The organism is Blastopirellula marina DSM 3645 (assembly GCF_000153105.1).
GTDB lineage: Bacteria > Planctomycetota > Planctomycetia > Pirellulales > Pirellulaceae > Blastopirellula > Blastopirellula marina.
In genome coordinates, this window is record NZ_CH672377.1 from 233,770 (window position 1) to 247,470 (window position 13,701).

General features: G+C 58.2%; 10 protein-coding genes. 3 read left to right on the plus strand and 7 right to left on the minus strand.

Translation table 11 applies throughout. From position 1 onward, the window contains the following. The first annotated feature begins 14 nt into the window (after window positions 1–14). On the plus strand, window positions 15–1,574 hold the full coding sequence (locus tag DSM3645_RS28700) for an ABC transporter permease (RefSeq protein ID WP_050769471.1): 1,560 nt from the start codon (window positions 15–17) through the stop codon (window positions 1,572–1,574). Window positions 1,575–1,724: 150 nt separating this feature from the next. Here DSM3645_RS28700 and DSM3645_RS20040 read toward each other — a convergent pair whose 3' ends face one another. From DSM3645_RS20040 to DSM3645_RS20060, 5 genes are all read right to left on the minus strand, one after another. Further along, complete coding sequence (locus DSM3645_RS20040) at window positions 1,725–3,080, minus strand: sulfatase family protein (protein ID WP_040352855.1); 1,356 nt, start codon at window positions 3,078–3,080, stop codon at window positions 1,725–1,727. A 202-nt stretch (window positions 3,081–3,282) separates the two neighbouring features. After that, window positions 3,283–4,362 carry a Gfo/Idh/MocA family oxidoreductase gene (locus tag DSM3645_RS20045; RefSeq protein WP_002654301.1) on the minus strand — a complete coding sequence of 360 codons (1,080 nt, stop codon included), beginning with the start codon at window positions 4,360–4,362 and terminating at the stop codon, window positions 3,283–3,285. Between the two features lie 73 nt (window positions 4,363–4,435). Further along, entirely contained in the window at window positions 4,436–5,335 is a 900-nt protein-coding gene (lpxC, locus tag DSM3645_RS20050) for a UDP-3-O-acyl-N-acetylglucosamine deacetylase (RefSeq protein ID WP_081444944.1), read from the minus strand. 87 nt (window positions 5,336–5,422) lie between these two features. Continuing rightward, complete coding sequence (locus DSM3645_RS20055) at window positions 5,423–6,034, minus strand: OmpH family outer membrane protein (protein ID WP_040352856.1); 612 nt, start codon at window positions 6,032–6,034, stop codon at window positions 5,423–5,425. Window positions 6,035–6,287: 253 nt separating this feature from the next. Beyond that, window positions 6,288–8,309, minus strand: coding sequence for a M20/M25/M40 family metallo-hydrolase (locus DSM3645_RS20060; protein WP_002654308.1), 2,022 nt, complete (start codon window positions 8,307–8,309; stop codon window positions 6,288–6,290). A 196-nt stretch (window positions 8,310–8,505) separates the two neighbouring features. On the opposite strand from DSM3645_RS20060, the gene DSM3645_RS20065 reads away from it, so the two are divergent. After that, window positions 8,506–10,209 (plus strand): ATP-binding protein, encoded by a 1,704-nt coding sequence (locus tag DSM3645_RS20065; RefSeq protein ID WP_040352858.1) that lies wholly within the window; start codon window positions 8,506–8,508, stop codon window positions 10,207–10,209. Between the two features lie 201 nt (window positions 10,210–10,410). Here DSM3645_RS20065 and DSM3645_RS20070 read toward each other — a convergent pair whose 3' ends face one another. Beyond that, window positions 10,411–11,064 (minus strand): MBL fold metallo-hydrolase, encoded by a 654-nt coding sequence (locus DSM3645_RS20070; RefSeq protein WP_202594995.1) that lies wholly within the window; start codon window positions 11,062–11,064, stop codon window positions 10,411–10,413. 259 nt (window positions 11,065–11,323) lie between these two features. Between DSM3645_RS20070 and DSM3645_RS20075 the strand changes: the two genes are divergently transcribed. Further along, window positions 11,324–12,208, plus strand: coding sequence for a DUF1571 domain-containing protein (locus DSM3645_RS20075; protein WP_040352860.1), 885 nt, complete (start codon window positions 11,324–11,326; stop codon window positions 12,206–12,208). Window positions 12,209–12,309: 101 nt separating this feature from the next. Here DSM3645_RS20075 and DSM3645_RS31655 read toward each other — a convergent pair whose 3' ends face one another. Further along, window positions 12,310–13,701, minus strand: coding sequence for a LysM peptidoglycan-binding domain-containing protein (locus DSM3645_RS31655; protein WP_040352861.1), 1,392 nt, complete (start codon window positions 13,699–13,701; stop codon window positions 12,310–12,312).

The window sequence follows — 13,701 nt, forward strand, 5'->3', positions numbered from 1 at the left end:
CGATACGACGCGCTATGACGCCACTTCTCGCTTTCTTCCACATGTCGTCAAAGAACTTCGGTCACTGGGTCACTTCGCTGTGGCTGTTTGGCATAGGCGTTATCCTGGGCGGCCTGGTCGTCTTTGTCGCCTGGTCCGTGGTCAAGGCGCTCGCCCCGAAGTATGCCGACCGCTGCGTTGAAGCGCTGCGGGGTTCAATCTTGTTTCCGATCACGATGGTGATGTTGATCTGGGCGGCGATCGGCGTTTTTGGAACCTTTGCGGTCCAGGAACCAACCGCGATCCTCAACTCACTCCGTCGACTTCCGTACGCCGGCGCGACCGATCACAAAATTGAGATCCCGGCAACGTCCGAACTGAACGCCGATGGCACGGTTCCGACCGTGGACCTCAACATCCAAGTCGATTCCGACGAACTCTCGAAACTCGAAATCGACGCGACTGGACGCTTTGACTTGGTCGCGCGCATTGTCGGCGAGCCGGAAGACGTTGCAACCTACACCATCCGAGAAGCTTCGGTCTGGCAATGGACGCGCGGCGACAAAGCGTTTCTCTCGCGCAAACTACCGCCGGGACAAATGGTCGAGTTCTTTGCTCGCAATGACACCGAAACCCCGATCGAAGGGGTCATGACGGTCACGATCGAGCCGGAGCATGTGGAAGCAGTCTCGATCTTTTCGACCGCACTGATCGTCGCGACGCTCTACTTTGTCTACTTTGGCTACTCGATGTTCTTCCCGAAGACGGTCGCAATTTCTGAGGCGACCGCAACGTCCGAAATCTCCCAACTCCTGTTCATGCTGTGCGCCGTCATCGGCTGCTTGTTCATGATCATCGCGATTTACCTGCCGTATCAGACCTTTGGCGAAGACATCAAGGTCCTCAAACATACCGGCCTCCAGGTGATGCTGATCTTGGGGATGATCGTCGCGATTTGGGCCTCCAGTACGTCGATCTCGGACGAAATCGAAGGCAAGACGGCGCTGACGCTCCTCTCGAAGCCGGTCAGCCGTCGCCAATTCATCATCGGCAAGTTCCTGGGCATCGTCGGCGTGGTCGCGGTGCTGTTTGTGATGGTCACCCTCTTCTTCCTGCCGGCCGTCGCCAGCAAGCCGATGTTCGACTCACGCGAAGGCGCCACCTTCGAGTACGAACGCTTTGGCGAAAAGGGGATCAGCTGGCAACTGCTGCACGAAGAAACGGTCGACGTCGTTCCCGGCATCGTGCTGGTCTTTCTCGAAACCGTCGTCTTGGCGTCGGTCAGCGTCGCGATCTCGACGCGCCTGCCGATGATCGCCAACTTTATGATCACCTTTGGCGTCTATGCAATGGGTCACCTTACCCCGGCGATCATGCAAGTTTCGGCCCAAGGGTTTGAACCGGTGAAGTTTGTCGCCAGTTTGTTGGCGACCGTCTTGCCGGTGCTAGAGAACTTTGAGATTTACGGCGCCATCTCTGCAGGCCGCGAGGTCCCGATGGAGTACATAGCGCTATCCGCACTCTTTGCGATGCTCTACAGCTTGATGGCGATGTTCTTGGCGCTAATTTTGTTTGAAGACCGCGACCTGGCGTAAGACCGGCGGATGAAAGTTCACTGCCAAAAAAAAAATGCGACGCTGCCCAACAGCGTCGCATTTTTTTTTTGCGCCGCGCTACTCTTCGCCTCGCAGAACAATGCCAGCCAAGATCACGCTGAACAGTTTCGCAACGGGATCAAGCTGGGGCTATTTCCGCCATGGAACGTTCCCGGCCGCTTGGATCTGACGACGCAGCGCGTTGGCCATTTCGCGGTAGATTTTGGGGGCCTTCTGAACCAGGTTGTTTTGCTCCTGGGGATCTTCACGAAGGTTGTAAAGTTCGAGCGGGCTGTAAGGATCATTTTGCATCAACTTCCAGTCGCCGCGCACCAGCGCCTGATAATCTTTGCCGCCGTACCGCAAACCACCTTCGCGACGGACAAAGTACAGATCACGGGGCCGAGCATGGAAAGCCGGCTTTCCCTCCAGAATCGGCAATAGACTCACCGCGTCGAGTTGATCACTCGGATGGCGGCCGGCTAGTTCAAGGAACGTCGGAAAGACGTCGAAATTTAAGCCGGCGTAGTCGCTGTACGAGCCTGCTTTCACCTGGGCGGGCCAGCGGACGAAGAACGGAACCTTGAGGCCGCCGTCATAGTGGCTTTGCTTGCCGTCGCGCCAAGGGTCGTTGTTTTGGGCATGCGGCAAACTGCCGCCGTTGTCACTGCAGAAGACGACCACGGTGTTCTCGGCCAGTCCAGCGTCGTCAAGCGTTTTCAAAACGCGGCCGACCGCGTCGTCCAGGTGCTGCACGAAGGCGACGTTCGCGGCCCGCTTTTCATCAAGATGCGGTTGTTCCTGTTTCACCTTGGCCAGCCAATCGGCAGGCGGCTGAATCGGAAAGTGGGGCGCATTATAGGCCAGGTACAGAAAGAACGGCTCGTCAGCGCCCGCTTGTTGCTGGAGATACTCTTGCGCCCAGGTCGTGAACAGGTCCGTCGCATGCCCTTTCGGCTCGATCGGCTGATCGTTCAACCGCATATAGTTGACGCCGTGCCGCAGGTGGGTCGTGTAGCTGTCCATCATGTCTCCCAGGAAACCATGGAAGTGATCGAAGCCGCGTTGGTTGGGCGTATTGGGAGACTCCAAACCGAGGTGCCACTTACCGACGATCGCGGTGCGATAGCCGGCCTGCTTCAACTCGGTGGCCAATGTCGGAACCGACGGCGCGAGATAACCCCACGAGTTCTCAGGCTGCGTACGAATCACGCCAGGCACGCCCACTCGGTCAGGATACCGACCGGTGAGCAGCGCGGCCCGCGATGGTGAGCAAACCGTGCAGTTGGCCCGCATGCTAGTGAAGGTCATTCCCTGCGCGGCCAAGCGATCAAAGTGGGGAGTAGCCACGTCCGATTTGTGATAGGTCGAAACGTCGCCGTAGCCCAGATCGTCGGCAAAAATAATCAGAAAGTTAGGGCGAGCGTCAGCCGCGTTCACGGCGGGGACCAAAGTCAACAATGTCAGCGCGGCGGACAAGACGTAGCGGAAGAGAGGCAAGTTCATAGCGACGGCTCGATAATGAGGATTGGCAAGTTGGGGAGCACGCTGCGCAACCGCACAGCCGGGGGCTGCTTAGCTTAACAGGACCGCGCCCCGGCTCGCTACTTTTTCGCCGGGAATCACCAGCAGGCCAAGAAACGCGAAAGCCCCTCGCAAGCGAGAGGCTTCGTCTAGTATCAGCTGCGCAAGCGGGATCGTCGCGCGACTACGCCGCTTCTCGTTTTTGCGGCGCCAAACCTGGCATCGGCGTGAATTGCGGTCCGCGTACCGAGCGTTGAGCTTCGTGCCAGACGTGACGTTGCACGCTTTTGGCGACCATGTTGGCGACGATGACCGCTTCGCGTCCTGCGGCGCCGTCAACCCGCGGCTTTTCGCCCGTTTGCATCGCATGCACAAAATCGGCCTGTTCGTCGGCGATCGCATTGGTCGCCGGCAATTCGACTTCTTCCAGGGGCAGAAGCGACTCGAACAAGTGCTGGCGAATATGGTCCTTCTCGGCCTGCGGCAACGCGTGAACGTCTAAGTCGCCTGCGGCTAGGCGCGCGTCAGGCTTGATCGACTGCAACTTACGGCTGCCCATATCGATCTGCACAAAGCCGCCGGCATGGAAGACCTTCATCTCACGACGCGGCGCAAAGCTGCTGCGCGATGCGGTCAGATTGGCGACACAACCGTTCTCGAAGGTCAAACGGGCCTGCACCATATCTTCGTGTGGTCCAAAGATGGTCGCGCCGATCGCGTCGACTTCGACCACATGGCTGCCGGCGAGCGACAGCACCAGGTCGATGTCGTGAATCATCAGGTCGAGCGTGACGCCGATATCGACCGAACGGAACGAGTAGCCGCTGGTTCGCGACGCTTCGATATACCGCGGACGATCAATCAGCTGGCTCGCCGCAACGAATGCGGGATTGAATCGTTCGACATGTCCCACTTGCAGGACGCGACCATACGTTTTGGCGAGCGCCAACAAGCGATCGGCGTCCTCAATCGACAAAGTGATCGGCTTTTCGATCAGCAGATCGACTCCGCTGGCAAGCAGATCGGCTGCGACTTCATAGTGATATTGCGTCGGCGTCGCGATGATCGCAGCGTCAAACTGACCGGCGATTTCGTGATGGGACGCGTAAGCGGCGACTCCATTCTCGGCGGCGGAAGCTTCTCGCGCCGCGGCGATCGGATCGACGATCGCGACCAGCTCGAGCCCGGCGGTTTGCTTGGCCAGACGAGCATGAATTTTTCCGAGGTGACCGGCGCCGATGACGGCGAGACGACGATGCAGCATGGCGGAATCCTTTCCAGCCTGATTGCTCGTCGCCGATCTAGAATGCAGCGACGATCGTACCTTGAAAATATAACTAGGCCGAACGTCGCAGGCCCAGTTGAACTTGATTTTCGAGCAGCAATTGCTTGACCAACTCGGCGTTCAAGCGATGACCGCTGCGATAAGCGATAACCGAACCGGCGATATCACAGCCGGCGAGCGCAAAGTCGCCAATTAGATCAAGCGTCTTGTGACGCACGCATTCGTCGTCAAAACGGAGCTCGTTCTCGATCGGACCTTCCGGCCCAAAGACCACAAGGTCTTGAAAACCAACTTGCTTGCATAGGCCTTGCGAGCGCAACCACTCGGCTTCGCTTTCCAGCACAAAAGTGCGAGCCGATGACAATTCGTGCTCAAAAAACTTAGGCGTCAGCGAGCCGGTAAGCGTTTCGCGACCGATTGGGCTATTAAAACCGTAGTCGAGTCGATATTTGAAATCGAGCTGCAACTTGTTGCTAGGCCGAGCTTCGACCCAAGCTTCGTCATCGCCGACACGCACGATGTCAGAAATCACCAATAACTTACGAACCTCGTCTTGCTGGACGATTCCGGCCTGGCGAATCGCTTCGACATAGGCGGCGGAAGAACCGTCGAGCCCCGGCATCTCGGGCGAAACGACTGCGACTTCGCAGTTGTCGACCTGCATGCCGGAAAGAGCGGCCAACACATGCTCGACCATTTCGACCGAGGCTCCACCCACCGTCAGATTGGTGCGCCGCGGCACTTCGATCCGATTGCTGACCAGCGCCGGTACGCGCGGCCGACTGGGCAGGTCTTCGCGAACGAAGGTGATGCCGGCGTCAATCGGAGCCGGCCGAAATTCGACGCGGTTCGATTTGCCTGACCAGTAGCCAATACCTTCGACCGAGACGCTCGATGCGAGAGTTCGTTGGAAACGATACTCGCCGTCGTAACGCAGCAACTGTTTCTTCATGGATGCCGAATGCGCAAATGGGTGTGCTGCAAATATCAAGCGGCGGTAGGCGCAACTGCCTCCGCCGCGATTACGACAAAGTCGTGACTAGCGAGGAATCAGACCATTTTGCGGGCGAGCCGTCGCCGGAACGCCAGCGTTCAGCAAAGCAAGCACGTCTTGGGTGATGTCGATCCGGTTTTGATAGATGACCGGACGATTGATGCCTTCCAACACCGATTGACGGTTGTCGGCTTCGATCTCGGTGCTGTTGTAACGCAAGACCAACGCGATGTTGTTACGTTCAGCGAACGCAGCGACGGTACGTTTGACTTGATCGTAGACGTTGAAGTAGATGCGGGCTTCTTTTTCCATGAAGTCCTTCTTCTGCAGCGTCATTTTGACTTGCAGTTCCGACTGCTGACGAGCCACTTCTTCTTCTTTGACTTTGTAGTCGGGCGAGCCTGGCTTGTATTGCGAGCTGAGCTCTTGAATCATCTTGGTGATTCGGTCGCGTTCGGCGCCGATCGTCTTTTCAGCGGCTTCCACTTCAACTTTGAAGTCTTCCATTTGCCGTTTGAAAAGGGCGTGACCCTTAAAAACCATGGGAATGTCGATCACGGCGACATTGGTGCCCGACTGGGCGTTCGCCGCTTCCGCGACGAAGTTGACGAAGATCGCGGTGACCAAAATCGCGGTCAAAGAAAACAGTCGCTTCACTTTCAGCACTCCTTGCTGTGTTTGAATTGGTCGTCCTGACCCCGCGGGCGATTTTCGCCGTAATACGTCGGCTTTACGGGCAGCGCGACGGATGCGGATGCTGTCAAACGAGCGGCATTCTGCCTGGAAATTGCAAACGGGTAAAGTCCAATATTCCGCACTTCCGTAATGCTGCGGAAACTCCCGAACCGATACGACTCGGCCTTCTCGATGGTTCACACAATTCGAGAAGATTTCATCGCCAACTTGGTTCTTATCGGGGCGCAGCCAAGGTTACCGTAAGCGTAATTTCCATTCCATCCCGCATAATCGTCACCTTCGCTTTTTCGCCTGCTTTGAAGCCTCGCAGCGCGCCATCAAAATCTTCGAGCCCCGCGATCTTACTGTCGCCTAATTGGACGATGATGTCGCCGGCTTTCAGCCCTGCTTTGTCAGCGGGGCTTTCGGGCGAAACTCCTTGCAGCGCATAACCTTTGCCCACCACACTGAAGTCGGGAATGCTGCCAAAATAGGGGCGTGAACCCGTTCGCCGCTCGGTCGATTCAGGAGCGATCGCCACATACTCCGGCGGCGCCGGCATTGCATCGATTGCTAGCGCCGCATCCGCCAGCATGCTGGCGATTCGCCGAATTCCAGCAATGTCCAATTTTTCGACGTCGTCGCTCGGGCGGTGATAGTCGTCATGCGTGCCGGTAAAGAAATGCATCACCGGGATTTCTTTGGCGTAGAACGACGCGTGATCGCTAGGCCCGTAGCCGCCGGGATCTTTGGTGACGACAAATTGATAATCCCCGTTCAACTGGTCGATCAGCGCTTCAAATTCTTTCGCCGTGCCGCTGCCGCTGATGATCAGCTTTTCATCTTTCAGACGGCCAACCATGTCCATGTTGAGCATCGCGACCGTCTTTTCCAGGCTGAAGACCGGATGCTTGACGTAGTAGGCGCTGCCCAGCAGCCCTCGTTCTTCGCCGGTGAACCCAATAAAGACGATCGTCCGCTGCGGCTTCTCGTCGCTTCCCACAATTCGCCGCGCCGCTTCTAACAGTGCGACGGCGCCAGAAGCGTTGTCATCGGCGCCGTTATGGATTTCGTGCGTCCAAGGCGCCAGACTTCCTTCTCCTCCGTAGCCAATGTGGTCGTAATGAGCGCCAATCAAAATGATTTCGTCGGCCAAGGGACCTTCGCCGTGCAGTACGCCGATCACGTTGCTGACTTCCGCTTGCTCGCGGATCACTTCGGTCTCGCCGATCGCTTTCCACCCGGTTACGGCGACGCTTTGCGGTTTTTGCGTCATGTTGATGCTGGCTTCCAATTCGGCCAGCGACTTATCCAGGGCCTGCTGCACAACCGGGTCGATCGCGCTGCGCAGCGCGAAATAGACCGGCAATTCGGGATGACTTGCGTCACTGCCGGCGCCGAGGAACGGAAGCACTTCATCGGTTCCATCCTTTAATTTCTCGCCGCTCTCGGCGATGGTTTTCGCCAGATCGGTCAGCTTGTCACGCAGTTCGGTTTTCTGTTCGTCCGCCGCGTCGGCGTCGAGTGCGGAGAATTCGGCCTGCGTCTTGGCGATATCGGAGACCGCCGTATTCCAAACATTCTGTTGATCTTCGCGGCGCGATTCTAGTTCGTCGAGATTGTTGACCATAATCACGGCGGCGGCGCCATGTTGATAGGCGTTGGAGATCTTGCGGCTAAAGGTCGCATGCCGCGTCGGATGAGGACCGCCAAAGGCGCTATGCGGATTGTGGGGATCTCCCTGCGGCTCTTTCCGCAGCATCAAGACCGCTTTCCCTTTGACGTCCGTGTCGGCGTAGTCGTCATACAGCAAGTCAGGCGCGGTGATTCCGTAACCGACAAAGACGATCGGCAAATCAAACTTGCCGCTGCCGCCAGCCGCCAACGGATTGAACTGCTTCCCCAACTCCAGCGGCGCCGCTTCCTTTTGATCGGGGCCGACCAGTTTCAGCAAGTTTTGGTCGGCTGGCCCCAATTTGGCGTCGGTGACGACTGTGAAGGATTGAAACGGCTTTCCGCCGACCGCCGTCGTATCGAGCCCGATCGACTTCATCTGCTCGGCCATAAACTGCGCCGCTTTGGTCAAACCGGCGGTGCCGACTCCGCGTCCTTCCAGCTCGTCCGATGCGAGAAAACCGACATTCTCTCGGATCCGCGTGTCGGCGGCTTTTGCGGCCGACTCTTTTTCCGCCATCAGAGGGGCGGCCAGCAGCGGGCAAATGACCACCGTGACCCAAAACGTGCTTGTGATTCGCATATTCAGCGGTATCCCAGTAATCCGGAGATAGTTCATGTAACTTTTTTGCAGTACAGTCGATTCTTTTCTAGCGGAGACCGCCGGTCAACCATTGCCGTCGCCGCTCCATTTCCCCTGCTGTCAAGCGTGATTGCTACTTCCCACACTGACCCGATAAAATAAAGACTACTTCGATTCGCCAGCATGGGAGCTAAACGTGCCGTCCCTTTTCGTCATTCAGGGCAACGATCAAGGAAGACGTTTCGAGCTGAACGACCCGGTCGTCACTCTCGGTCGTGACCGGACCAATACGATCCAAGTGCATGATACCGAGATTTCGCGTCGACATGCCGAAATTCGTCTCGATGGTCAGCGCTATGAGCTGGTCGATCTGGAAAGCTCCAACGGCTGCTTTGTCAACAACGAGGCGATCCAGCGCGCCTTTTTGACCAGCGGTGACCGCGTCCAACTTGGCCGCACGCTGATGATCTTTACGCATGCCGAAACGGCCAGTGACACTCGGGCGACCCACGCGGGCCCGCAGGTTCGCCAGGAAAATTCGACCGACGGCTCACGCATCATTCGCACGGTCCATCACAGCGAGGGAAGCCAAATTTTCATGCTCCCCGGCGGCGACGTCGAATCGGGCGATTGGTTTCATGCGGCCCGGGCCAATTTGCAGTTGATGTATCACACCGCGCTCGCGGTCAGTCGTACGCTCGATATTGATCAGTTGCTCGACTACATCATGGGACTGGTCTTCGACTGGATCGACGCCGATCGGGGATGCGTGATGCTGCTGGACGAAGAATCGCTTCACTTCACGCCGAAGGCGCGCCGGTTTCGACCAGGCCGCGCCGGCGCCGACGAAGCGATCGTGATCAGCCGGACGATTCTCGATTTTGTCCTCGAAAAGCGGGAAGGCGTGCTGACCACCAACGCCAGTGACGATGAACGCTGGGATCCCGCCGGCAGCATCATCACGCAAGGCGTTCGCGAGGCGATCTGCGTTCCGATGCAAGGACGCTACGGCATTGTCGGCGCGATCTATCTCGATACGTTCACCGCGCCCGGCGACATCGGCGGGCCGCAGCGAAAACGCCGCTTTAATGACGATCATCTGAAACTGATGGTCGCCGTCGCTCATCAAGCGGCGCTCGCCGTAGAAGACACGAACTATTATTCGGCCGTCGTGCAGTCCGAGCGACTCGCCGCCGTTGGTCATGCGGTCGCGGCGATTTCGCACCATGTGAAAAACATCCTGCAAGGAATCCGCGGCGGCAGCTATCTAGTCGAAGAAGGAATCAAAGGGACCGACGTCAATTTGATCGAAAAAGGTTGGGGGATCGTTGAGCGGAACCAGGATCGGATTTCGACCTTGGTGATGGACATGCTTTCGTACAGCAAAGAACGAGAGCCTGACCTGACCGCTTCGGACGTGAATGACACGGTCGGCGACGTTGTCGAACTCATGCAGTCTCGCGCGGCCGAACAGAGCGTTCAACTCCTCTATTTCCCGCTCCCGACCGAAATGCAGTTGATGTTTGACGCCGAAGGACTGCATCGCGCCGTGCTAAACGTCGTCTCCAACGCGATCGACGCCTGCCTGTCGGCCGACGAGCCCAAAGTGGAAGTTTCGATCGTCCTGGACGAGTCGGCGCAGCGCCTGAACATCGATGTTGTCGACAATGGGTGCGGTATTCCGGCCGAGAAGATCGAGTCGATCTTCACCGCATTCGAATCGTCCAAAGGAAATCGGGGCACCGGACTCGGCCTGCCGGTCAGCCAAAAAATCTTGCGTGAACACGGCGGCGATATCGTCGTTCACAGCCAGGAAGGGGTCGGCAGTCGCTTTACCCTCTATTTTCCGGTGCATGTCGCCGCCGCGTCGATGCTCGATCGCCCGACGCAATCGGAATAGCGCGGCGCCGGGTTGACCGCGATAGCTCCGCTATCGGGGCGGCGGAGACGCAAGCGGACTCAGTTCTCCGTTGGAAGCGAGCAGGCGTAGGGAAATGTCAAACGGCCACCAAGCCGCCGCATGAACTCCGACTGCGGATTAAGTCCGCTTACCAACGATGTCGGCCCTGATAGGCAAGCTGGCCAACCGTGAACAGCCTGACTACCCTTTGTACCCGGCCGGTTTGCCGACAAACGGATTCTCGGCGATTTCTTCGGCAATGGTCGTTTCTGGTCCATGTCCTGGGTAGACGATGAATTCGCCAGGCAGCGTAAACAGTTTGTCATGAATCGCGTCGCGCAGTGCGCCGAAATCGCCGTCAAAGAAGTCGGTCCGGCCGATACTGCCGGCGAATAGCACGTCGCCGCCGAGCACCACTTGGGCGTCGTGGATCACAAACACGACATGGCCGCTCGAATGCCCGGGAGCGTCACGAACTTCGAGCTGGATCCCGGCTAGGTCCAAAACGGCGCCCTCGTCCACCAATTGATCGGCGGGGGGGCTGATCAAAGCGACCCCAAACGCCGCCGAAAGATTTTTCTGCGGATCGGTCAGCTTATCGGCGTCACCGCGGCCAATAATCAGCGGCGCAGCGGGATAACTCTTTTTCAGCGCGGCATTTCCGGCGATATGGTCACTATGCCCGTGCGTATTCAAAATGGCGATCGGCGTCAGGCCGTGCTCCGACAAGAAGTCGAGAATTTTCTCTGGTTCCAGACCAGGATCGACGACCAGACAGTCGGTCGCGCCGCTTTGGCGGACGATGTAGGTATTTTCGTCAAACGGCATGCTGATGATAGCGTCGATATCAAGCACCAGGTTTCACTCTCCACAAATTTGGGCAGTTCAGGTAGAATTTTGCGGCTGGACCGGTTAAACGTGGATTTGGGTAAACCTTACCGGTTCGCACTGTTATTGTAATTTTTCCGCCCGGGCAGGGCGATAAGACCGAGCAGCCAGCATTTTACGGCTGATCTCGGCGAACCAATGCCCCGGTCGTTACGAATCATACGTATTCGAGTCCACTCGCGACGCACGGAAGCCGCGTGACGCAGAAAAATCAGGGAGAAAGAAGATGGCCGAGCCTACCATATCGCGACGCCGCCTGTTGTTGGCCGCTCCGGCGCTGACGCTGGGCGCCGCCTCTTTGCTTCGCGGCGAAGAAGGCCGCAACAATCTGAAGGAACCGGTTTACCGAGTTTCTAACAATCCAAACGCGAGCCAGCCAGTCGCCGCTCAGCATCCGCTGGCGCCGGCCATGGAGATCGCCAAACGGGGTCTGGCGCAGATCGACCAAAACGTGCGCGACTACGAATGCACGCTCGTCAAACGAGAACAGATCAACGGCAAAGTGCTCGATCCAGAGTACATGTACACCAAGATCCGCAACGAACAAGTCGACGCCAACGGCAACGTCATTGCCCCGTTTAGCGTTTACATGAAGTTTGTCGCACCGGCCAACGTCAAGGGCCGTGAGGTGATCTACGTCAAAGGTCGCAACAACGGCAACCTGATCGCGCACGAAGGGGGCAACCTCCTGAAGTTCGTGACCGTGCCGCTCGACCCGAACGGCATGATGGCGATGCGCAACAACCGCTATCCCATCACCGAAATCGGCATCCGCAACTTGATCGTTCGCCTGATCGAAGTCGCCGAAGAAGACATGAAGTACGGTGAATGCGAAGTGAAGTTCTACCAAGGCGCCAAGATCAACGATCGCATCTGCACCGCGATCGAAGTGATCCACCCGACGCCGCGGTCCAACTTCCGCTTCCACAAAGCCCACATCTTCATCGACGATCAACTGCAAGTGCCGATTCGCTACGCCGCTTGGGATTGGCCCAAACAGCCAGGCGCCGAGCCGATGCTATTTGAAGAATACACCTACAGCAACATGAAGCTGAACAACGGCTACACCGACGCCGACTTCGATACGAACAACAAGTCGTACGCGTTCTAGTCGGACGGGTGCTGCTGCAAGAAAAGTGAAAAGGCGATCTCCATGGAGGTCGCCTTTTTTTGTGCGCGATCCGATTAAAAAATGGGGTCAGGTCCCACCCTTTAATCCTGCGGCAATCGCAGCTGCATTCCCGGCTTCATCTGATCGGGATAGTCGCCGATCACATCGCGGTTCAAACGGAACAGCTCACCCCAGCGAGCGGCGTCGCCCAAAGTTTGGCGAGCGATCGTCGCCAGGTCATCGCCGGGTTTCACTTGATAGGTGCTGGGCGCCGATGCGACTGGCGGCGTTGATTTGACCAGCGGTTGGGCTGATGTTTGCGCCCGGTCCGACAACGGCTGTGGCGACTGCGTCGGGACGATGCGCTGGCCGGGAATGAAACTGCCGCTGGAGATGATCTGCTGGACCCAACTGGGATCAGCTTCTTTCGTGACCCCTTTTTCCGTATCGGTCGCGACTTCGATCGTCGGGGGCAACCGCTGCGGAGTTTCTTTTTCGGCAGGCGAGATTTTGGTCGTGCTGGCGTTTTGGGCCGGTACATAGTTCGACGGCGTCGATGCGCTGGCGGTCGACGCAAACGCACGATTCAAGCGCGGCTGCGGTTTTGACGCGACCGCGATCGGCTTCTGCGGCTCGATCCCAGCATCGGTCGCTTGCCACGACGGCCGAGTTGCAAGCTTGGCCCGATTAAGCGGCTCAGCGACCGGTGACGGCGTCGGCGGTTTCGTTTCGACCACCGGGGCCGGTTTGATCGGTCTCGCTTGCGACGGGGTCTCCACCGGCTTCGCGGAAGTCTTCTCGCCGACGATGCGAAGCGACGCGCCTGAATCCGTCGACTGCGGGGGAGCTTCGGCAATTTGCACCGGCTCTGGCCTCTTCGGCTGGCTCGGCTTCGGCTCACTGGTCGCCGGCGTTTCGACCGGCGCCGTGCTGCCGGAAAAGCGAGACGCGATCGCGCCAATCGCCGTAGAGACCATCGACGCTGCTGGTTTCGGCGCTGCTTCGGCCGCAACTTCCGCAGGCTCTGGCTGCGCTTCTGCGGCCGGCGGTGCGGCCGGCGAGAAGCGACTCGAAAATCGTCCCAGCGGCGGCGCTGCTTCAACCGGCGTGGTATCAACCAGCTCCGCTGTTGGTTCCGGTTCGTCTTTCACGGCGACGGCGGTGGAGACCTGTTCGGCGACGGCAGTCGCTTCGCCGTTCGTCAACGGGATCGCAAAGCGCGAAGGGAACGGCACGCCGCGCGAAACGGCGACCGGCTCTTGATAAACAGCCGTGCTCGTCGGCTCACTCGGCAAGGAAATGACGGGCGCTGTCGAGTCATCGCTGGCGGCCAGCGCCGATGGCGCCGAGATCGCGGCGGCAGGAACGGTTGGCGCCGGGCTCGGATTGCTCGAGACTTGCGCAAGCATCCACATCCGCTTGACAGCGGCATAGGTCAGCACCGCGGCTAGACAGCCGACGATCGCAAATCCGATCCGAGCTTCCTTGCGCAC

Coding starts and splice junctions, on each gene's coding strand:
- DSM3645_RS28700 (WP_050769471.1), top strand. CDS start 15: ATGACGCCACTTCTCGCTTTCTTCCACATGTCGTCAAAGAACTTCGGT.
- DSM3645_RS20075 (WP_040352860.1), top strand. CDS start 11,324: ATGGCCGAGCCTACCATATCGCGACGCCGCCTGTTGTTGGCCGCTCCG.
- DSM3645_RS20045 (WP_002654301.1), bottom strand. CDS start 4,362: ATGCTGCATCGTCGTCTCGCCGTCATCGGCGCCGGTCACCTCGGAAAA.
- lpxC (WP_081444944.1), bottom strand. CDS start 5,335: ATGAAGAAACAGTTGCTGCGTTACGACGGCGAGTATCGTTTCCAACGA.
- DSM3645_RS20040 (WP_040352855.1), bottom strand. CDS start 3,080: ATGAACTTGCCTCTCTTCCGCTACGTCTTGTCCGCCGCGCTGACATTG.
- DSM3645_RS20060 (WP_002654308.1), bottom strand. CDS start 8,309: ATGCGAATCACAAGCACGTTTTGGGTCACGGTGGTCATTTGCCCGCTG.